Origin of the sequence: Mariprofundus ferrinatatus (assembly GCF_002795825.1) — a bacterium.
Lineage (GTDB): Bacteria > Pseudomonadota > Zetaproteobacteria > Mariprofundales > Mariprofundaceae > Mariprofundus > Mariprofundus ferrinatatus.
Window position 1 is genome coordinate 1,618,653 of sequence record NZ_CP018800.1, and the last position, 19,984, is coordinate 1,638,636.

A 19,984-nucleotide genomic window follows, 5' to 3' on the forward strand; every position below is an offset into this window, starting at 1 on the left:
ACTGCGGGCCCTTTGTCTTTCTTATCAACAAGCGCCCAGTCGATTGTATTTAACGCATTACCATTTACCGAGAAATTTCCAGCATAACTTCATTTCTTCGCAAAAAAGGGAGCGTCCAGGGTGGATTAAAAAAAGAGAATATTGGCTCAGACAACACAGCCATATTTTGCCTGCTTATAAAACCAGCAAGAAGTTCACTATGCTCTTTGATGCTTGATTGGCTTGCTGTTCCAGAAAACTGGATAACCGCAAAGCGTTTTCCAGGAAGTTCCCGCAACTTCACTTTATCATTATTCGGAATTGGCAATGTGGCCATAGTATAACTTGACGGCATCACAAATCGAATTTTCCATACACTGTTTTCAGCCATCTGCATGACTGGTGCGGTCATGGCTATTTTTCCACTGGGCTGCTGCATGACCGGCGCAGTCATCGCCACCTTATTAGACTGTCTGTTATTGCCGAAAATATAATCGGCGATAACTTTGAACCCTTGGCCGATGGCATCTTTCCGTTCACCGGCCACTTCGGTTTCCGCCACAATCATCGGAGCATAATCCCTGATTTCGATCTCTCCGTACGTTTCAATCACAGTATACCTAGCTTGCTCGACATTACTCACAATAGGCCCCCAAAGCGCGAAAGAAATCAACAGCAAAGCTGCTACTATCCAAATGATTCGTTTCTTCATCAAAACCGCCAGTTGGATCTCACAAGGCGATATCCCTTAATGTCCAGAGTTTGAAAGATCACACAACCCTCTCGGGTAAGGATCCAGAAAATATTGAGAGCCAAGGTACATGTGATCAAACCGAATAACGTACGATTTGAGAAGGTGCTGCAACGTCGCCAGAGTGATGCGGTCATCCCGATACTCCTCGATAGCATCAACAAACATTTTCTTTTCTTCCGATTTCAATTCATCAGAAATCCAGCCATATCCATGGTAAAGAGCGTTGATAATATTTTTTTGGCTAGGTTCCCTCTGCAATGCTTTCCGAAAGTTCTCAGCATATTTGTGCATGACTATTGATAACGACTCTTTATCCCCATTGCTTGCTATACGGCCGCACAGTCGCATATTCTCCTGATGATAACACATCAGCAGCAACTTATGCCTGGCGTGGAATTCAGTTAATGCCATTATTGAAGGTGCGGTAAGAAGTTCGCGCAACCGGGCCAGAGCATAGAGTCGCATCAGGAATGCTTCCCGAAGATGGAAATTTTTTAACCGCCCCTCATCTTCCATTGCAATAAAAGGGAGCTTTTCCTTCACTGCATGAGCAACCAAGCCAACACCTTTTATCGCCGATGAACCTTTTTGGCTGCTGCAATATACCTTTACCACTGATGGCCCACATGATGGTGACCTGCCCTTCATGATAAACCCATCCACATTGCTAAACTTAGGTAACTGCTCGCTAATATAGTCGCGCATGGCATCAGTCACATCGTTACCTGTAGCTGGCTGTATCATTCTCACCTGCCCTTGTATTTGGACGAGCCGCACCGGCTGCCGTGGCGTTCCTAACCCTATATCTGCTTCAGGGCAGATCGTTGTCAGATCAACAAACGGCTTTATTCTGTTCACGAAATCATCCTGAATTGATTGAGCATTGTATCGGCAAGCTTCAAATCCCAGACAACGACTAACTACTACTTTCGGCTTAATACCCATACTGACTATCCCCCTTTCAGTACTCTTATAATAGCACGTTCCAGCTTAGAATTCCCAAGCTTCACACGGCTCCAAAGCTGCCAACCAATTCACCCTGTCGGTTGATAAGGTATTTATGGAAATTCCAGCCTGAGAATCACCCTGCTAAAGCAACCACGTTCCAGTAAAAGCTGGTCAAAACCGGCTCCCGCAACCAAATAAATAAAGGGCTCGCAGCTGATCACTGCAGGCCCTTTGTCTTTTAAGGAAATAAGTCTATTGGCTTAACTTCTAGCTAGTGCATATTGCTTACACTCACTCAGCAGCAGGCATCACCCTGAAACGATCATGGCAGCTGTTACAGGTGCCGATCATCTGATTCATCTTGTTGCGCACCGCATTGGCTTTCTCTGAAACGGCAAGCTTCCTGACTTCACCTGCCTGCTGGCTGAGTTGGTAGGCAAGCCTGGAAAACTCCAGCTGTTCCTGACGGGTTAACTCCAGGCGCTCACCAATGCCTGTGATGAAATCAGCAGATGATTGCACCGAATTGGCAACATCGAACGCCTCACGGAAATAGCGCTCTTTCTCCTCTTCACTGTTAAATACCAGTTCTTCGTTCTCTATGGCTTTGGACTTCATATTCTGCATGACTGCCCTGATCACCTGGTCGGATACCGCATGCGTATCGGCATCACCCATATTCTTCAACTCCGCCTTGGGCGCGGGCTCGGAAGCACATGCCGCCATCAGACAGCCAGCAAACAGAATCACTGTTGTTGCCACAAGTTTTCGCATCGCTCTCCTCCTCCATCACTGGTCAGCTGGAAACCATCCGCTCTTCCATCCAGATCCCATGAGTTTCACATCTCGCTTTGGCATCGCCCCTCACCATAAATGTGGCAGATCATCTTTTCTGCCTCCAGCCAATCATATAACCGGTGATCACCCTCAAAGCCCCGCTTCTCGGCAAGGAAGTAGGCCGCAACCTCAATCATTTCATGTAACTCCTCGACAGACCTCTTCTCGAGTGCAGCCGAACAGTTACGCAGGAAAAACGGGCTCGGTATGGGCATCTTCTCCTCCAGCCTGATCTGGTGTTAAACTGAACGTCCCGATACTGCGTTCAAATTACAGATTCATTATAGCAGAGAATTTCAAATACTGTGGCGCAGAAAACAATGGAGCCCATATTACTCAGAGCCGTGAACGGTTGCCTCGTAGCCTTCGGCAACCAACAGTTCGAGCAGCTCATCCAGATGGGCTCTGCCGAGCACCTGCAGCAGAAATTCGGCCCGCACCTGGCGAATGGACAGGTGGGTAAAATCGCGCTGGTGATAGACCTGAACAATATTGGCATTCTCTCTGCCGAACAGTGCTGTAATTCTGGCAAGTGCATCCGGTTCATCAGGAATATCGACGGAAATCCGTACCAGAGAGCCTGAGCGCACCAGTCCCCGCTGGATGACGGAAGAGAGGGTAAACATGTCGATATTGCCGCCTGAGAGAATCAGCCCGACACGTCTGCCCTGAAACCTGTTTTTATGCGCCAGCACTGCTGCCAGCCCCGCTGCTCCAGCCCCCTCGACAACACTCTTCTCGACCTCGAGCAGCATCTCAACCGCCGCTTCGATCAGATCCTCATCCACCAGCAGAATCTCATCCACCAGCTCACGAACAATCGGAAGTGTATGCCTTCCCGGAGTTTTTACGGCAATACCTTCAGCGATTGTACGGCTACCGCACTCAACAGGGTTACCCGCCAGCGCCTGCTTCATGGCGGGGAAGCGCTCTGTCTGCACACCGATAATCCTGATTTCCGGATTGATTGCTTTAGCAGCGACTGCAACTCCTGATATCAACCCGCCTCCACCTATCGGCACAACCAGCATTTCAAGATCTGGAAATGATTCAAGCATCTCAACAGCAACCGTTCCCTGTCCCGCCATAATCTTCAAATCATCATAGGGGTGGATCATGGTGAGCCCCGACTCGGCGGCCATTTCCTCGGCCCGCTGACGCGCCTCCTTCAAACCGTCACCGAAGAGGATCACATCGGCACCGAAGGCGCGGGTGTTCTTCACCTTGAGGTGTGGCGTATGGGCAGGCATCACGATCGTGGCGGGAATACCGAGCCTGCTGGCATGGTAGGCTACGGCCTGTGCATGGTTGCCAGCACTCATGGCAATGACACCCTGCTGCTTTTCGGACTCACTGAGCGAAAGCAGTTTCACCAGCGCACCACGATCCTTGAACGATGCGGTGAACTGGTGATTCTCGAACTTCAGCACAATATCGGCAGCACATCTCTTGGAAAGCAGTCGGGAACGGGTGCATGGGGTGTCAACCGTAACGCCTTGAATAAGCTCTGCCGCCTCTCTGATATCCGCTATCGATATGGTCATAGATATACCCCTCCCTCCGCACAAAGATGTCGAAGGTATGCTATTATTAGTAATGAAAGCCATGCTGTTAAGTCATTTCATCGACTGAGAGGCGAATCTATGAAGGAACTGTTCAAACTGGGTGATGACCTTGGCCCCGCCAAAATCATCCATGTCTATGAACCATTGCTCGGACTGAAGGGTATTCTGGTAGTCGACAATGTCGCCGCCGGCCCTTCAATCGGTGGCGTACGCATGGCCAGGGATGTCACCATCCAAGAGTGTGTCCGCCTTGCCCGTGCCATGACCATGAAAAACGCCGCCGCCGGACTCCCCCACGGCGGCGGCAAGGCCGTTTTGGTGGGCGACCCCAAGATGCCGAAAAAGAGAAAAGAGAAACTGCTGCGCGCCATGGCCAGTTCGTTGCGTTATGAAGAGGATTACATCTTCGCGCCCGACATGGGCACCGATGAGGAGTGCATGGCCTGGGTGCGCGATGAGATCGGGCGTGTGGTCGGTCTGCCGCGTGAGCTTGGCGGCATCCCGCTTGACCAGATCGGGGCCACAGGCTGGGGGCTGAGCCATGCCACCGATGTGGCACTCAACTACTGCGCCTTCAATATTGAGGATGCCCGCGTGGTGATTCAGGGCTTTGGTGCTGTCGGCAGACATGCCGCCCGCTATCTGGCTGAGAAAGGTGCCCGCATTGTTGCCGTTGCCGATTCCCACGGTGCTGTCAGTAACAGGCAGGGACTCGATCTGGATGGCCTGCTTGAACTGAAAAAGGCAGGTCACTCTGTTTCCGAATATATCGGCGGGGAATCGCTTGGCCGCGATGATGTGATCGATATCGAGTGCGATATCTGGATTCCGGCAGCCCGTCCCGATGTCATCAATTCCGACAATGTCGAACGGCTAAACACAAAGCTGATGGTACAGGGTGCCAATATCCCGGTTACCACTGATGCTGAGCGCCGGCTGCACGAAAAAGGTGTTCTGATCGTTCCCGACTTCATCGCCAACGCAGGGGGCGTGATCTGTGCCGCGATGGAGTACCGCGGTGCAAGCGAGTCGGTGGTGTTCGCTGCAATCGAGGAGAAAGTACGCCGCAATACAGAACAGGTACTGGAGGCTGCACGTGCTCAGAAGATCCTGCCCCGGCAGGCGGCTGTGGAACTGGCACTTAAGCGCATTCACAAGGTGATGGGCTTCCGCCGTTATAACACATTCTCCAGTGCGCCTGGATTCATCTAGAGCAGCCCGTGTTGCGCATCCGTTTCCATGGCAGGGGTGGTCAGGGAATAAAAACGGCAAGCCGTATCCTCGGCACCGCCCTCTTCAATGCCGGATTCGAGGTTCAGGATGCCCAACGTTACGGCGCCGAGAGACGCGGAGCACCGATCTTCGCCTATGTGCGTGCAGACAAAGAACCGATCTATGAGCGTGGCATCATATCCCGCCCCGATCTCGTTGCCGTAGCTGATGACTCCCTTATCGGCATGCCTGCAGCAGGTATCCTGCAGGGCATTGACAGCCACACGGTGTTGCTGATCTACAGCAGTATCGATGCAGAAACCTGGGGAAAAAGACTGAATCTGGAGAGCACCATCATTGTCATCGCGGCAGGCGAAAGTGAAGCCGATCGCAGTGCACTACCCTATCTCGGCACCATCTGCGCGGCCGCTGCCGCACAGCTGACCGGGCTGATCTCCAAAGACGGGTTGGATAGAGCGATCAGGCAGGAACTTGAAGATATGGCTTCTGAGACCATCAAGAAAAACCTTCACAACGCATTTGAAAGCTATAAACAGGTATCCCGCTACCATGGCATTGTCTCAGGCAGTGACGATGTGGCATTCGCCAGTTACAAAGCTCCGGCATGGGTCGATATGCCGTTCGAAGCGGCGCGTATCTCGGCCCCCGCCATACATGCAGGCGCCACCAGCGTACTGGTCAATACCGGACTGTGGCGGACGATGCGTCCGATGATCGATCCGGAGCAGTGCAAGCGCTGCTGGTGGATCTGCAGCAGCTTCTGTCCCGACGGAGTCATCAACGTCTCCGAACTTGGAGAGCCGCAGATCGATTATGACCACTGCAAGGGCTGTCTTGTCTGCCTTGCCCAGTGCCCCTCTCATGCCATTTCGGCGATTGCGGAATCGACGGCCAAATCGAAACCGGAGGAAGAGAAATCGTGAAGCGAACCCTGCTGACCGGCAACGGAGCTGCCGCCTGGGGCGCAAGGCTGGCGCGAGCCGCTTACATCCCGGCCTTCCCGATCACACCGCAGACCGAGATTATCGAAACCCTTTCCGACTGGATCGACCATGGCGCCATGCCTGGCCGACTGGTGACTCTCGATTCGGAGCACTCAATGATCACCGCTGCGGGTGCGGCTGCCGCAACCGGTGTGCGTGTCTTCTCTGCAACCTCGAGTCAGGGGCTGCTCTACGGCATGGAGATGCTCTATACCGTGGCTGGCTGGCGCGCTCCGTTCGTACTGGTCAATGTGTCGCGCGGCCTGGCTGCACCCATCACCCTCGAGCCTGATCACAACGACATCATGGCGGCAAGGGATTGTGGTTTTCTGCAGATTCACTGCGCCACCTGCCAGGAGGTGCTCGATGCGGTACTGATTGCCTACCGCCTGGGCGAATCGAGCCAGGTGCGGTTGCCGGTGATCGTCAACCTTGATGGCTTCTACCTCTCCTTCACCCGCGAACCGGTGGAGATTCCCGATCCTGATGCGGCAGCCGCCTTTGTCGGCGATTATGATGCTGAAAATGTACGTTTCCGTGCAAGTGCCCCCACCAGCCAGGCGATGGCCGTGCTCGGGGGCTCCCCCTACTCCTACTTCCGCTACGAAACGCATCTGGCCGCCATGCAGGCAGTGCAGGGCTTTGAAGAGATCGCGGCCGAATTCAATACACTTTTCGGGCGGGATTACCCTGCCGTGGAAGCATACAGGACAGAGGATGCAGACATGGCCTTTGTAATGATCGGCTGCTTTGCCACCAAAGCGAAAGCTGCGGTCGACCGTCTGCGCGAGGCTGGGTGGAAGATCGGCCTGCTTCGTCCCCGCCTGCTTCGTCCCTATCCGGCTGAGGCAATCCGATCGCTGCTGCGCGGCAAACAGGGCGTGGCGGTGATCGATCAGAATATTTCAATGGGAAGCGGCGGCGTCCTCTATAGCGAACTTACATCCGCGCTCTACGGTCGACCCGACATGCCCCCTGTCGTAGCCAGCTTTATCGGAGGACTTGGCGGGCGCGACATCAGCAGCGAGGAGTTTTTCGAGATTGCCACCATACTGAAGAGTGCAGTCGACTCGGGCGTAACACCACCGCCACGCCTGCTCTACAGTGAGGATGAGTTAAAACAGATCGAAAAGCTGCAGACGATCGCCCATGTCGAGCGCACAGGAGGTAACCATTGAGTGAACAGCGCTTTAAGCGACTGAAAGATATCCCCTCCACCCACCTGTTCGGCAGCGGCACCCCGGCCTGTGCCGGCTGCGGCGGCCTGGAGGTAATTCACCAGCTCTATGATATCCTCGGTGAGAAGACGGTATTCATCAATGCAGCAGGCTGCATGACCCTGCTTGCCATCTACCCCTTCACACCGTTTCGCGGCTCATGGCTCTACACCGCCATGGCCAGCGCGCCTGCCGGCGCACAGGGGGTTCGCGATGCGCTCGACATCCTGTTAGAGCAGGGACGCATGGAGAAAAGTGATGACCTCACCACAGTGGTACTGACCGGTGATGGCAGCGCCTACGGCATGGGCCTCTCCGCCACCTCGGGCGCCATCGAACGCGGGCTGGATTTCATCTACCTCTGCTACGATAACGAGGGTTACGGCAATACTGGCCAGCAGTATTCAGAGGCGACGCCACATGGTGCCAGAACCTCCACAAGCACCGGCCCTCGCGGTTACCCTGGTTACAAGAAGTCGATCTTCGACATCTGGATTGCAGGTCGTCCGGCCTATGCCGCAACAGTGATCGGGGCTGAGCCTCTCGACCTGGCACGCAAGGTCGAGAGGGCAACGCAACTGAAGGGGCCGAAACTGATTACTGCCCTCTCCCCCTGTCCGACCGGATGGGGATTTGATCCGCAGGAGAGTGTGGAGATCGGTGAACTGGCTGTTAAAACAGGTATCTGGCCACTGAAGGAGTATGTCGATGGCAAAGTCGTACATACCAAGGTAGTGCGCAAACGTCTGCCGGTAGAGGCGTATCTGGAACGGCAGACGCGCTTTGCTCACCTCTTCCGCCCCAGCCGCAACGAGAAGCTGCTTGCAGAGATCCAGCAGCGTATTGACAGCTACTGGAAGCAGATCGAGACCTCATGAAGCACAGTTATTTTCACCGCGGCGGCGATATGCCCCTGCTGGGGGTAACAATTCCGGAACACTTTGCAAGCATTGTTGCCCGCTTTGGTGATCGCGAGGCGGTGGTATCGCTTCCGCAGCAGCGGCGCCTGACCTACACTGAACTGGGCAAAGAGGTCGACAGGCTGGCGCTCGGCCTGCTCGGCATCGGCATTAGACGGGGGGAGCGTGTCGGCATATGGGCCACCAACAATATCGAGTGGCTGCAACTGCAGATGGCCACCGCCCGCATCGGTGCAGTGCTGGTCAACATCAATCCCGCCTACCGTCCGAATGAACTTGCCTACGCCATCGGGCACTCTGAGCTTTCAGCCATCTTCACCATTCCATCGTTCAGAAAGAGTGATTACGTATCGATGCTGACAGATCTTATTCCCGAACTGGAGAGGTTGTCTGCAGACGAGTTTGGCTGCGAAAAATTTCCGAACATGCGGCATGTGGTGCTCTATGATCCGATGAATCCTGAAGCCACACAGCCTCCCTGCACCGGTTTCAGCACATGGCGGAAGGTTCTCGCCGCCGGAGAGAAAATTGAGCCGGCCCGGCTTGATGAGGCCACCGCGAGTCTCGATATCGATGACGCGATCAACATCCAGTATACCTCAGGCACGACCGGCTTCCCCAAGGCGGTCGTCCTGAGCCATCACAACATTCTTAACAATGCCTGGTTCTCTGCTCGCGCCATGCATTTCACCGAAGCCGATCGCCTGGCCATACCTGTTCCCTTCTACCACTGCTTCGGCATGGTGCTAGCCAACCTGCTCTGCCTCTCCGTCGGGGCTTGTGCGGTGATCCCGTGCGAACATTTCGATGCTGAACTTGTGCTCAAAGCCGTTGATCAGGAACGCTGCACAGCACTGCACGGTGTGCCGACAATGTTTATCGCCGAACTGGAGCATCCCGCATTCAGACAGTTTAACCTGACAAGCCTGAGGACCGGCATCATGGCCGGCGCCCCCTGCCCACCGGTACTGATGCGAAGGGTGATTGAAGAGATGCACTGCAATGAGATCCTGATCGGCTACGGCCAGACTGAGGCCTCGCCACTAACCCATCTGACCCACCCGGAGGACAGCATTGATCGGCGCACCGAAACAGTAGGCGTTAACCTGCCGCATCAGGAGGTCAAAGTTATCGATACAGAGAGCGGTGCAATACAGCCGATCGGTGAAGTCGGTGAGATCTGTTTCCGTGGCTACCACATCATGCAGGGCTACTACGGCGACCATGAGGCTACGGCTAAAACAATTGATGGTGCAGGGTGGCTGCACTCCGGCGATCTCGGCACGATGGATGCGGATGGCTATCTCCGCATCACCGGGCGATTGAAAGAGATGATTATCCGCGGCGGGGAGAACATCTATCCGCGCGAAATCGAGGATGTGATCTTTTCACACCCGAAGGTGGCCGAAGTCGCCGTATTCGGGGTTCCTGATGACTTCTATGGTGAAGAGGTGGCCGCCTGGGTTGAGCTCCATGCAGGGGAAGTGATGCGCGAGGATGAATTGCGCTGTTTCTGCCGGGAACAGTTGGCACACTTCAAGGTGCCTCACTATATCCGCTTTGTGGATGCGTTCCCGATCACCGTAACCGGCAAACTGCAGAAGTTCCGCATGCGTGAAGCCATGATGGAATCACTTGAACAAAGATGAAACGTGGAGGATATTACGTCATATGAGTGGTAGTCGCCTCATCTCCCGAGCCGTTATCATCGGTCTTATCCTCTTCACTGCAGGCTGTATTTCACTCGGTGAGAAGTTCAAGCCGGTAGCATTAAGCGATCAGAGCAAGGCGCTGGTGATCCTTTACCGCCCTGCCGATCTCTGCAACCTGACCGACCCGCTCTATTTCCTGGCCAATGGCGAGGATGTCGCCACGCTCGGCAATAACGCCTACACCCATGTGCAGGCCACACCCGGCATGTATGTCATAGAGATCAAGAATATGCTGACCCGTTACACGCAGTTCGACCAGGGTAGAGAGATATTTGAATTCGAAGCGGGTAACACCTACTACATCAAGTATCACCGCATCTGCAAGCTGTTCGCACCTGACACCAATTTCGTGGATGCAATTGATCAGGATATTGCACTAAAAGAGCTGTCCAAGATGGGGTATTCGAAACCGATCATTGAGCTGCTCACCAATCCGAAGCAGTACTAAAGCCGCTTAACTGTGCTTCTCCCGCTTCGATTATCCGAGGCAAAAGCAACAGTTGCCAACTTGATCAGCATAATTTCCATTTTCTCCTATCCACGATGGGAAAAGTGGTCTATAATCGTAACAGCACAGGATTTGCTCACTGGATAACTGGCAACAGTGCTTCACTCTCTTCTTGCTGAGAAGCACGGACCGGGCGCCTTTCCCCTCCCCTCCCCTTCGAAAAGCGTCCGGTCTTGTTTTTGTATATCGTCTCTAATAGCAGGCATAAAAAAAGCGGCCCATGAAAACATGGGCCGCTTTGATTTAGGTTAAGACCTATTACAGAGCTTTCAGCTCAGCAACAGCAGCCTTGGCATCGTCGCCGCAAACCTTCTGGTTAGGCATCTTGGACTTGCCACCGGCAGCCTTAGCTACGTCCTTGGAACCGCAAACCCATGCTTCCAGAGCTGCGTCATCCCATACTCCGCCAGCAGCGTTCTGAGCCTTCAGGTATGAACCATACTTGAAGCCTTCCAGAGCGCCCTGCTTGCCGCCGGCAATACCTTTCAGGCCTGGGCCAACTTTCTTGTCAGCAGAATCCAGGTTGTGGCAAGCCTTACATTTGCCCAGTGCGCTCGCATCGGCAGATGCTGCCATTGCGCCCATTGCGAATGCAGCTGCAGCTGCGATCATCAGTGCTTTTTTCATGAAAAAATCCTCCTCTCGAATTTGGAGATGACTTGCTACGCATGCCGCCTCATGGTGTCAACCCTAAGTCGTCTAAAAAAGATAGGCAGTCGAAAATTCTCCCCCCTGTGGGGGAACTCACAGGTTTTTCGCCTCCAAATTATCCTGAAATGGTATTGCTCACCTTTATCCCGGCAGAATCCGCATCCACCACGATAGAGCCTCCCGGCATTACCTCGCCTGCGATCAGCAGTCGGGCAACGGGTGTTTCCAGCTGCTGCTGGATAAAGCGTTTCAAAGGCCTGGCCCCGTAAACAGGGTCGTAACCTTCGCTGACCAGCCATGCCACAGCGGCATCGGTTACCTCGAGCTCAACCTGTTGATCATGAAGCCGCCCCCTCAACTCACCCAGAAACAGTCCCACGACCTCTGCAATGGCTGCTTCACCCAGTGGCTGGAAGAGCACCGTATCATCGACGCGATTAAGAAACTCGGGACGGAAGTGGCTGCGCAGCGCCCCCATCACCTCCGCGCGAGCCGATTCACTGATATTTCCATGCACATCGATACCATCGAGCAGGTACTGGGAGCCGATATTGCTGGTCATGATCACAATGGTGTTCTGGAAGTTGACCGTACGGCCATGGCTATCAGTCAGGCGTCCATCATCGAGCAGTTGCAACAGGATATTGAACACATCCGGATGCGCCTTCTCCACCTCATCGAGCAGCAACACGCAATAAGGCTTGCGCCGTACCGCTTCGGTCAGCTGCCCCCCCTCTTCAAACCCGATATAACCCGGAGGTGCGCCAACCAGTCGGGATACCGTGTGTTTCTCCATATATTCGGACATATCAATTCGCACCATGTTCGACTCGGCATCGAACAGGGAGCGCGCCAGGGTACGGGCCAGTTCGGTTTTACCCACGCCTGTGGGGCCGAGAAAGAGGAATGATCCGATCGGCCGCTGTCGGTCCCGAATGCCTGCACGGGCACGCAGCACGGCATCTGCCACCGCTTTTACCGCCTCATCCTGACCGATTACCCGCTCGTGCAGCAGCGACTCCAGCCTGAGCAGTTTATCGCGCTCTCCCTCCAGCAGCCGTGTGACCGGAATACCGGTCCAGCGAGCCACCACCTGGGCGATCTCCTCCTCGCTCACCTCTTCACGCAACAGGCTGCGATGATCGCTGGCCTGCTTCTCCACCTCAGACAGCTCCTTCTCCAGCTCCGGCAATGTGCCGTAACGAAGGCTCGCCACCTTCTCCAGTTCGTATTTGCGCTCGGCCGCCTCAATCTCTAAACGGGTTTTATCGATCTTCTCCCGCAGTTCCTGAACACGTCCGATCGCCCCCTTCTCCTTCTCCCACTGCGCGCGCATCACATCGCGACGATCCTGAAGGTCGGCAAGTTCCTTGCGCAGCTGTTTCAGCCGCTCAAGGCTTGAGGCATCCTTCTCTTTCTTAAGTGCGGTCTCCTCAATCTCCAGACGCATGGTTTTACGGGTAATCTCATCCAGTTCAGCGGGCATCGAGTCCATCTCGGTGCGGATTGATGCGCACGCCTCATCGACCAGGTCGATCGCTTTATCGGGCAGGAACCGGTCGGAGATATAGCGATCTGAGAGGGTGGCCGCCGCAACCAGGGAGGCATCGGCGATATGTACACCGTGATGCAGCTCGAAACGTTCGCGCAGGCCACGCAGAATTGAGATCGTGTCTTCAACATTGGGTGCATCAACAATGATTGGCTGGAAGCGGCGCTCAAGTGCTGCATCCTTCTCGATATATCTGCGATACTCGTCCAGCGTCGTTGCCCCGATACAGTGGAGCTCGCCTCTGGCCAACATCGGTTTGAGCATATTGCCCGCGTCAGAACTTCCCTCGGTCTTGCCCGCGCCAACGATCGTATGCAACTCGTCGATAAAGAGCAGCGTGCGCCCCTCCGACTCCTTGATCTCCTTGAGCACCGCCTTCAACCGCTCTTCGAACTCACCGCGGTATTTGGCACCGGCCATCAGGGCAGCCATATCGAGTGAGAAAAGATTGCGGTCCTTAAGCCCTTCCGGCACATCGCCGGAAACAATGCGCTGCGCCAACCCCTCGGCAATTGCCGTTTTTCCCACACCTGGCTCGCCGATCAGCACCGGGTTGTTCTTGGTTTTGCGTGACAGAATGCGGATCACCGAACGGATCTCGCTATCGCGACCGATCACCGGATCAAGCTTGCCGCGTTTGGCCAGTTCAACAAGATCGCTGCCGTACTTTTTCAGTGCATCGTACTGTGACTCGGGGGCATCACTGGTAACGCGCTGATGACCACGAACCTTCTCCAGCGCTTTCATGAAAGAGTCGCGCGTGATCCCCGTTTCTTTAAAAATCCTGCCGGCATCGCTTTTGCTCCCCTCCTCGATAAATGCGAGAAGCAGGTGCTCCACCGAGATATACTCATCCTGGAGCTGCTTCGCCTCACTCTCAGCGTGGATAAACAGCTGCTGAAGACGATGGGTCACATAGAGTGTGTTGGCCTGGGTGGCGCCAAGCGTCACCTTCGGTCGCCTGGAGAGTGATGCTTCCACCTTGGATTTGACAAGGTCGACTGAAGTGCCGATCTGTTCGATCAGGCGAGGTGCCAGACCATCGGCTTGTGAAAGCAGTTCTGCCAGCAGGTGCTCACCATCCACCTCCTGATGAGACAGCCGGGTAGCCAGCGTCTGGGCAGAGGCGATCGCTTCGCTCACCTTTTGTGTCATCCTGTTCATATCCATACATCAACTCCTGCTCGTAACAAATCGATTAATATCTCTATAGGGCCCGAGGAACTGATTTCCAAGGTTTCAGGAGGATGTTGCTTTGGCTCTGGCTTCAACGACTGCATGCAACAGCGCATTACGGGTATAGGGCTTACGCACAAAACCTGCCAACCCCTGCTGCTGCAATCGGGAAACAGCCTCAGTTTCTGAAAAGCCGCTGCTCAGCAGTACGGGGATCTCGGGATGCACTGCATGCATCATGCGGAAGGTCTGCTCACCGTCCAGCACAGGCATGGTCAGATCAAGCAGCACCAATGAAATCTCATCGGCATGTTTGTTGAACTGCTCCAGGCCCGCCTCCCCATTAGCGGCAGAGATCACATTCAACCCTTCGCGTTCAAGAATTCTTCTCGCAACATCGCTCACCGACTCCTCATCATCCACCACCAACACTGTTCCCTGCAACTGCCCGGGAAGCTCGCTCCCCGGCAGATGAGCCTCCTCTGCATCTGTTATCGCGGTCGTGGCAAGGGCCGGGAAATAGATCGTGAAACAGGAACCCGCACCCACTTCACTCTTCAGCATCAAAGCTCCACCATGGCTTCTCACGATCCCGAGAAGTGCTGCCAGTCCAAGCCCGCTTCCGGTCTCTTTGGTAGTAAAGAAAGGGTCAAAAATCAGCTTCTGGGTATTACTGTCCATGCCGCAGCCACTATCCTGAACTTCAACAAAGATGTACTCTCCATCCTTCAGATCATCCTTGAGATAGACGCGAGAAAAATCAGACGCAGTCAGGTATTGTACACCGGTTCTCAGTGTCACCGTTCCGGTTTTCCCCTCCATGGATTCGGCAGCGTTGGTCATCAGATTCATCAGCATCTGTGTCAGCTGGTTACGGTCGCCCTGCAGCTTGGGCAGCCCGTCTTGAAACTCCATATTCAGAGTAATCTTTCTTCCAATCACTGTGCTCAACAGCTCCGACACCTCTCGAATCACTGCGTTGAGATTCTGCTCCCCCATCGTAAAGCGACCCTGGCCGGAATAGGCAAGCATCTGCCTTACCAGATCAGCCCCCTTGCTCGATGCCTTGAATATCTGCTGCAGATAGTGGCGCATATCTCCATTTTCAGGTGCATCAAGCAGGGCAAGTTCGGCATTGCCCATGACACCTACCAGCAGATTGTTGAAATCGTGTGCAATGCCTCCGGCAAGCACGCCGATACTCTCCATCTTCTGTGCCTGCTGCAGCTGGCCGGTTAGCTCCTCGCTCTCCTGCTGTGCCCTTTTACGCTCGTTGATATCACGGACGTTGCCCTCGACACCGGCAAGCTCACCCTCACCATCATGCCAGTAGTGGGAGTTCACCTCTGCCCAAAAGCGGGAGCCATCTTTATGTTTCAGGCATATCTCATAGTGGCTGAGCCTACCTCCACTATCCTCGAGCGCCTGCAAATACCTCTCCCGGCTACCCTTTTCATAATAGAAATCATCCAGGATCCTGCCGATCATCGCGTCGCGCCTGTAGCCCAGCTGTCGTTCAGCCGAAGCTGACACCCAAATCAGTTTTCCATCCAGATCGGCACGGTAGTAAGCATCCTGCATATGATCGAGAATTTCCCTGAACTCGGTCGAGAGCTCCTCGAGTTCATGCGTCCGCTTTCGAATGCCACGATGAAGTTGCCGGTTATAGGTGAAGAGGATCATAATCAGCAGCAGCAGCAGCCCGATACCTATCCAGAACCGGTAGGGATAAAGGTGGTTATTCAGTAAATGCGCCAACGGCGGCTGAGGGCGATAAATAAATTTATCCCAATCGACCCCGGCAACCGGGTAGCCCATCTCTTCAAACAGATCTGCTATATGCTGCCAGCGCTTTATGTTTGAAAAACCAACTGGGATCAAATCCGCATCAACCAGGCCAATGATGATATCGGCCTCGAATTTCAGGTATTCATGCGATCTCTTCTGGGTATCATACTTTGCCCTGATCAACTCGATCATTTCATCGACGTGCCCCAGCGCATACTCCCACCCTTTGATCGTGGCGCGATAGAAAGCGTCTGCCTGCTCTGGCTGGTTGTTGATTACCGATTCAGTAGTCAGCAGCGTATCTCCGTAAATATCCATGCCAAAGTCCTGCGGCCTGAACATACGAAACGGCACCTTGCGCTGGGTAAAAAGGAACGCCTCGTTACTGCTGTATCCCGGCCATGCATCGATCTTTCCAGAGACGAGATCTTCTGCACTGCCGGCCGGCAGGCTAATGAAGTCCGATCTGTGAATGTTAAATTTCTTCAACAGGGCATAAGCTTCCAGTTCACGCCGTCCGTTTTGAAGCATGACTATTTTCTTGCCCTTCAGATCTTTGAGGGAGCTGATTTCGGGACGGGTGTAGATTACCTGAGCCGTATGTTGAAAAACGGAGGCAAGAATGACAACTGGCTTGCTCTCTGATCGATCCAGCACTGCGCTGGCGTTGCCAACAGCAAATTCCACATCACCTGACAACAGGGCCGCTGTCGGAGACTTGTCTGGACCTCCCTCAATCAGCTCGACATGTAACCCTTCATCGGCATAAAAACCCTTCTCAATCGCGGCATAGTAACCTGCAAACTGAAACTGATGTTTCCATTTCAGGTGCAGCTTCACCGGCGCCAGATCACCCTCATGAGCGGAGATCACTACGGGGAAAAACTGCAGCAGGAACAACAGTGCTATAACGGGATATAACAGACGCATGGGAAACAGGTTAAAGGCTGTGAACAGAGAGGGCAAACCCAATCTAATCAGTGCTTGGGAAGCTCTACGACAAAAACAGCAACCTTGGCAACAGCTGCCGGGTTGGAGTTGGCAATCTCGACAATCAGATCATCCGCACCACTCGGATTGTTGAAGCGAGCCTGAAACTCATGCGCGCCAATCTTGTAGCTGCGGCTCTGCTGCTGGGTCTCCTCTTTGTCACCATGCACCCGTACAACCCTGAAGGTGAGCGGCCCAACGGTATCTGAAACCATGGTGACCTCGTAGATTCCGGGGCGGTCCGGCATATCAAAGAATTCTCGCGACTTCTGAAATGGCGGAACATTGGCATCGCGATAGTAAAGATAGTCCGATTCGTTCGCATGCGTAATATCCACCTGCCAAACAACAAAGAGGCCGATCAGCCCTGCCAGAAGGTGCCGGAACATGGCCCTCATAAACCCTCCTGCACATCGATATCATACTTATCACAGAGGTAGCGCATCTTGTCCTTCGCCCGCTCGCCAAACCCAAGCCAGCGCCCTGCCCTCGCCTTGATATGGTGGTTACGCTCAAGCGCCGCCTCAACAAGCTGGCGCTCAAACTCTGCAACCGCCTTTTCAGCCTTGATACCACTCTCGGGAAGCTGCTGAAACCAGAGTTGCAAAGGATCGATATCATCTGAGGCCACAAATTGCGGACCGACCAGTGACGGGATTGATTCAACCACATCACCGGCCGCAAGCACCACGGCACGTTCAATCACATTTTCCAGTTCGCGTACGTTGCCGGGCCAGCTGTAACGGGAAAACTGTTCTATCACATCCTCGCTGAACCCCTCCATACGCTTACCGCACATGGCCGCCTTACGCAGCAGGATTGCATCGGCAAGTTTCGGCAGATCGTCGAGATGCTCACGCAACGGCGGCACCACAATCTCTACCACATGAATACGGTAGTAGAGATCATCCCGAAATGAGCCATCGGAGACTTTGCGCTCCAGGTCTTCACGGGTCGAACAGATCAGGCGCACATCCGAACGCAGCATTGCATCGCCACCCAGTCGTGAAAACTCGCCGGTTTCAAGCACCCGCAGCAGTTTGGCCTGAACAGGCAGCGGCAACCCTGCCACCTCATCGAGGAAAAGCGTGCCGCCACTGGCTCGTTCAAACCAGCCCAGTTTACGCTTACCGGCACCGGCAAAAGCACCCATCTCATATCCGAACAGTTCGCTCTCCAGAAGGTCGGCGCTCATGGCTGCACAGTTGATGGCAATAAAGGGCTGCTCTGCACGGCTGCTTGCAGCATGCAGTGTGCGGGCAATAAGCTCCTTGCCTGTACCGGTCTCCCCCCTGATCAGCACGGTCGAAGGTGCCGAGGCCACCTGTTCGATCAACTGCCTGAGCTCACACATCTCCCCGGACTCTCCGAGCAGTTCGGTGTTGAGCTGGCTCTGCAGCGCGCGCTCCATCTCCTGCTCGCGCATTGCCTTCCAGCGTGCCTCCATGCTTCGATCAATGGTGGCCTTTACCTCATCAGGATCGAACGGTTTGCCGAAAAAATCCAGCGCTCCCATTTTCTGGGCACGCAAGGCAAACGAGCGTTCATCGTGGCCGGTAATGACAACCACCGGCGTATCGGGACTCTCTTTTCTGAGTCGCTGCAGATAACCCATGCCGATCTCCGGATTGTCAGGTTCGGGAGGAAGAGCAAGATCAAGTACCACCAGATCAACCCGGTTTCCAGAGAGCATGCTGTCCGCTACCTCCAGATCACCCGCCTCGAGAATCTGGTAGGACTCTTTCAACAGCAGTTTAAGATTCAGCCGATTGATATCGTTATCATCTACAACCAGCACCGTTTGCTTCATATCCGATTCTCCATTTGTCACCTATTCTGCAAGCTGATCCTGCCACAGTGGCAGACGTACGAAAAAGGTGGAACCTTTGCCCGGCCCATCACTTTCTGCCGCAATGTTTCCACCATGGGCATTGACTATCCGGCGTGAAAGATAGAGCCCCACACCAAGGCCATTGCTCTTGCTTGTGGCAAACAGCCTGAACAGCCTGTTATTCAGGAAATCCTTACTCATGCCGCAGCCCTGGTCGCTCACCCTGACCTCGGCCACATCTTCACCCTGTTCATTTTTCACCACGCGTGTCTCAATACGAACCTCCCCTTGCCGCTGCATCGACTGCACAGCATTATCGTAGAGGTTCTCGAAAACGCCCTGCAGCTGATCGGCATCCCCGGCCACAGCCGGGAGCACTTCGTAGTGCGCTGCAATGGTGATGGATTCTGGCCAGAGGCGATCCCGCACACTTCTTTTGAGCAGGGCAACAAGATCGATCGGAGCAATAGCAAGGTCGACCGGCGCGTTGGGATCATTCATGCGTTGCATCAGCGTCTGCATCCTGCCGGTCACTTTGCGGATCGCTGTCAGCATGCGCACCACATCCTCCTCATCAAGCTTGCCGGATCCAAGGTGATGGGCCAGAAACGAAAGGTCGTGCAGGCGGTTCTTCATATCGTGAGAGTGCAGCTGTTTGGTAATACGCGAAAGCGAATCAAGCCTGGCAGCCTCAGCCTGCTGGTGCGTCAGGCGTGCATGTTCCAGACTCACGGCAGAGAATTTCGCCAGACTTTCCAGGCTCGCCCGCTCCTCGCTGTCCATTGGCCAGCCATCCAGCCTCGGCCCCAGCCAGAGATAGGCCTCGCCGCTGGCATCAGGCAGTTTCAGGCAGAGATCATAATCCTTATGCGTACCATCCTCAGGTTGGTGATCAATCAGCGGCGCGGTGGCAGGAAAGGTGTACCAGCCACCATCGGGCCTGTTGCGCTCATCAAGTGCGGCATAACGGCGATGACTCACGCTGCAGATGCGCTCCAGAAGTGCTGTTTCGATATCCTGCAGGGGCAACTGGGCAAGGTCGCCCGCCCCCAGCTGCCTGATTGCAGCCAGCGTGTCGAGCTGGTGGCGGAAGAAGAGACGGTCGAGTACACGCTGCATCGACTGCACAAGCGGTGCGAAACCGAAAGCGGCAGCAACAGCCGCAATCACCATCGCCCAGACCGAAACCGGCTGTCCCGTACTCAGATATACGGCCGATTCGGCCAGCATCAGCACCAGCACGAAAACCGCAATCGCCGCCAGCGTGGCGCCGAAATAGGCGAAGGAGTGTACCAGCCGCCTGAAGCTGAAGATCAGGCGAAGGCGAGACATTGAAGCCT

Annotated in this window: 17 protein-coding genes; 6 read left to right on the forward strand and 11 right to left on the reverse strand. The window is 54.5% G+C overall.

Annotation, left to right across the window (positions count from 1 at the left end; translation table 11 throughout):
• Positions 1-64: 64 nt before the first annotated feature.
• The 5 genes from Ga0123462_RS07840 to Ga0123462_RS07860 form a co-directional block, all read right to left on the reverse strand.
• Positions 65-691, reverse strand: coding sequence for an SOUL family heme-binding protein (locus Ga0123462_RS07840; protein WP_100265800.1), 627 nt, complete (start codon positions 689-691; stop codon positions 65-67).
• Positions 692-727: 36 nt separating this feature from the next.
• A complete protein-coding gene (locus tag Ga0123462_RS07845; protein ID WP_100265801.1) occupies positions 728-1,678 on the reverse strand; it encodes a YbgA family protein in 951 nt (316 codons plus the stop codon).
• A gap of 294 nt (positions 1,679-1,972) precedes the next feature.
• Positions 1,973-2,455, reverse strand: a complete 483-nt coding sequence (locus tag Ga0123462_RS07850; protein ID WP_100265802.1) for a cytochrome c — start codon at positions 2,453-2,455, stop codon at positions 1,973-1,975.
• A gap of 65 nt (positions 2,456-2,520) precedes the next feature.
• On the reverse strand, positions 2,521-2,733 hold the full coding sequence (locus Ga0123462_RS07855) for a DUF2934 domain-containing protein (RefSeq protein WP_100265803.1): 213 nt from the start codon (positions 2,731-2,733) through the stop codon (positions 2,521-2,523).
• A gap of 117 nt (positions 2,734-2,850) precedes the next feature.
• Positions 2,851-4,062, reverse strand: a complete 1,212-nt coding sequence (locus tag Ga0123462_RS07860) for a threonine ammonia-lyase (RefSeq protein WP_100265804.1) — start codon at positions 4,060-4,062, stop codon at positions 2,851-2,853.
• A gap of 99 nt (positions 4,063-4,161) precedes the next feature.
• Here Ga0123462_RS07860 and Ga0123462_RS07865 point away from each other — a divergent pair, with 99 nt between their 5' ends.
• From Ga0123462_RS07865 to Ga0123462_RS07890, 6 genes are read left to right on the forward strand one after another with little or no spacing between them, the layout of a single operon-like run.
• Positions 4,162-5,295: a Glu/Leu/Phe/Val family dehydrogenase gene (locus tag Ga0123462_RS07865; protein WP_198507320.1), complete on the forward strand. Its 1,134-nt coding sequence runs from the start codon at positions 4,162-4,164 to the stop codon at positions 5,293-5,295.
• Positions 5,296-5,306: 11 nt separating this feature from the next.
• Positions 5,307-6,239, forward strand: a complete 933-nt coding sequence (locus Ga0123462_RS07870; protein WP_157821315.1) for a 2-oxoacid:acceptor oxidoreductase family protein — start codon at positions 5,307-5,309, stop codon at positions 6,237-6,239.
• Positions 6,236-7,477 (forward strand): pyruvate synthase, encoded by a 1,242-nt coding sequence (locus Ga0123462_RS07875; RefSeq protein WP_100265806.1) that lies wholly within the window; start codon positions 6,236-6,238, stop codon positions 7,475-7,477. The genes Ga0123462_RS07870 and Ga0123462_RS07875 overlap by 4 nt, the downstream gene beginning before the upstream one ends.
• Positions 7,474-8,394 carry a thiamine pyrophosphate-dependent enzyme gene (locus Ga0123462_RS07880; RefSeq protein ID WP_100265807.1) on the forward strand — a complete coding sequence of 307 codons (921 nt, stop codon included), beginning with the start codon at positions 7,474-7,476 and terminating at the stop codon, positions 8,392-8,394. Before Ga0123462_RS07875 ends, Ga0123462_RS07880 begins: the two co-directional genes overlap by 4 nt.
• On the forward strand, positions 8,391-10,085 hold the full coding sequence (locus Ga0123462_RS07885; RefSeq protein WP_100265808.1) for an AMP-binding protein: 1,695 nt from the start codon (positions 8,391-8,393) through the stop codon (positions 10,083-10,085). Before Ga0123462_RS07880 ends, Ga0123462_RS07885 begins: the two co-directional genes overlap by 4 nt.
• Positions 10,086-10,107: 22 nt before the next feature.
• Positions 10,108-10,596, forward strand: a complete 489-nt coding sequence (locus tag Ga0123462_RS07890; protein WP_100265809.1) for a DUF2846 domain-containing protein — start codon at positions 10,108-10,110, stop codon at positions 10,594-10,596.
• A gap of 318 nt (positions 10,597-10,914) precedes the next feature.
• Here Ga0123462_RS07890 and Ga0123462_RS07895 read toward each other — a convergent pair whose 3' ends face one another.
• From Ga0123462_RS07895 to Ga0123462_RS07920, 6 genes are all read right to left on the reverse strand, one after another.
• Complete coding sequence (locus tag Ga0123462_RS07895; protein WP_100265810.1) at positions 10,915-11,283, reverse strand: c-type cytochrome; 369 nt, start codon at positions 11,281-11,283, stop codon at positions 10,915-10,917.
• Between the two features lie 139 nt (positions 11,284-11,422).
• A complete protein-coding gene (clpB, locus tag Ga0123462_RS07900) occupies positions 11,423-14,029 on the reverse strand; it encodes an ATP-dependent chaperone ClpB (RefSeq protein WP_100265811.1) in 2,607 nt (868 codons plus the stop codon).
• A 69-nt stretch (positions 14,030-14,098) separates the two neighbouring features.
• The gene (locus Ga0123462_RS07905) at positions 14,099-16,753 is read right to left on the reverse strand and encodes an ABC transporter substrate-binding protein (protein ID WP_100265812.1); all 2,655 of its coding nucleotides are present in this window, start codon (positions 16,751-16,753) and stop codon (positions 14,099-14,101) included.
• A 47-nt stretch (positions 16,754-16,800) separates the two neighbouring features.
• Positions 16,801-17,202: a hypothetical protein gene (locus Ga0123462_RS07910; protein WP_232726406.1), complete on the reverse strand. Its 402-nt coding sequence runs from the start codon at positions 17,200-17,202 to the stop codon at positions 16,801-16,803.
• A gap of 5 nt (positions 17,203-17,207) precedes the next feature.
• Positions 17,208-18,623 carry a sigma-54-dependent transcriptional regulator gene (locus Ga0123462_RS07915; RefSeq protein ID WP_100265813.1) on the reverse strand — a complete coding sequence of 472 codons (1,416 nt, stop codon included), beginning with the start codon at positions 18,621-18,623 and terminating at the stop codon, positions 17,208-17,210.
• Positions 18,624-18,644: 21 nt separating this feature from the next.
• Positions 18,645-19,976 (reverse strand): ATP-binding protein, encoded by a 1,332-nt coding sequence (locus Ga0123462_RS07920; protein ID WP_100265814.1) that lies wholly within the window; start codon positions 19,974-19,976, stop codon positions 18,645-18,647.
• Between the last annotated feature and the right edge of the window lie 8 nt (positions 19,977-19,984).

What these genes read in the sequence shown, in the direction of transcription:
- Ga0123462_RS07840 (WP_100265800.1), bottom strand. Translation starts at nt 691, where the DNA reads ATGAAGAAACGAATCATTTGGATAGTAGCAGCTTTGCTGTTGATTTCT.
- Ga0123462_RS07845 (WP_100265801.1), bottom strand. Translation starts at nt 1,678, where the DNA reads ATGGGTATTAAGCCGAAAGTAGTAGTTAGTCGTTGTCTGGGATTTGAA.
- Ga0123462_RS07850 (WP_100265802.1), bottom strand. Translation starts at nt 2,455, where the DNA reads ATGCGAAAACTTGTGGCAACAACAGTGATTCTGTTTGCTGGCTGTCTG.
- Ga0123462_RS07855 (WP_100265803.1), bottom strand. Translation starts at nt 2,733, where the DNA reads ATGCCCATACCGAGCCCGTTTTTCCTGCGTAACTGTTCGGCTGCACTC.
- Ga0123462_RS07860 (WP_100265804.1), bottom strand. Translation starts at nt 4,062, where the DNA reads ATGACCATATCGATAGCGGATATCAGAGAGGCGGCAGAGCTTATTCAA.
- Ga0123462_RS07865 (WP_198507320.1), top strand. Translation starts at nt 4,162, where the DNA reads ATGAAGGAACTGTTCAAACTGGGTGATGACCTTGGCCCCGCCAAAATC.
- Ga0123462_RS07885 (WP_100265808.1), top strand. Translation starts at nt 8,391, where the DNA reads ATGAAGCACAGTTATTTTCACCGCGGCGGCGATATGCCCCTGCTGGGG.
- Ga0123462_RS07890 (WP_100265809.1), top strand. Translation starts at nt 10,108, where the DNA reads ATGAGTGGTAGTCGCCTCATCTCCCGAGCCGTTATCATCGGTCTTATC.
- Ga0123462_RS07895 (WP_100265810.1), bottom strand. Translation starts at nt 11,283, where the DNA reads ATGAAAAAAGCACTGATGATCGCAGCTGCAGCTGCATTCGCAATGGGC.
- clpB (WP_100265811.1), bottom strand. Translation starts at nt 14,029, where the DNA reads ATGGATATGAACAGGATGACACAAAAGGTGAGCGAAGCGATCGCCTCT.
- Ga0123462_RS07905 (WP_100265812.1), bottom strand. Translation starts at nt 16,753, where the DNA reads ATGCGTCTGTTATATCCCGTTATAGCACTGTTGTTCCTGCTGCAGTTT.
- Ga0123462_RS07910 (WP_232726406.1), bottom strand. Translation starts at nt 17,202, where the DNA reads ATGTTCCGGCACCTTCTGGCAGGGCTGATCGGCCTCTTTGTTGTTTGG.
- Ga0123462_RS07915 (WP_100265813.1), bottom strand. Translation starts at nt 18,623, where the DNA reads ATGAAGCAAACGGTGCTGGTTGTAGATGATAACGATATCAATCGGCTG.
- Ga0123462_RS07920 (WP_100265814.1), bottom strand. Translation starts at nt 19,976, where the DNA reads ATGTCTCGCCTTCGCCTGATCTTCAGCTTCAGGCGGCTGGTACACTCC.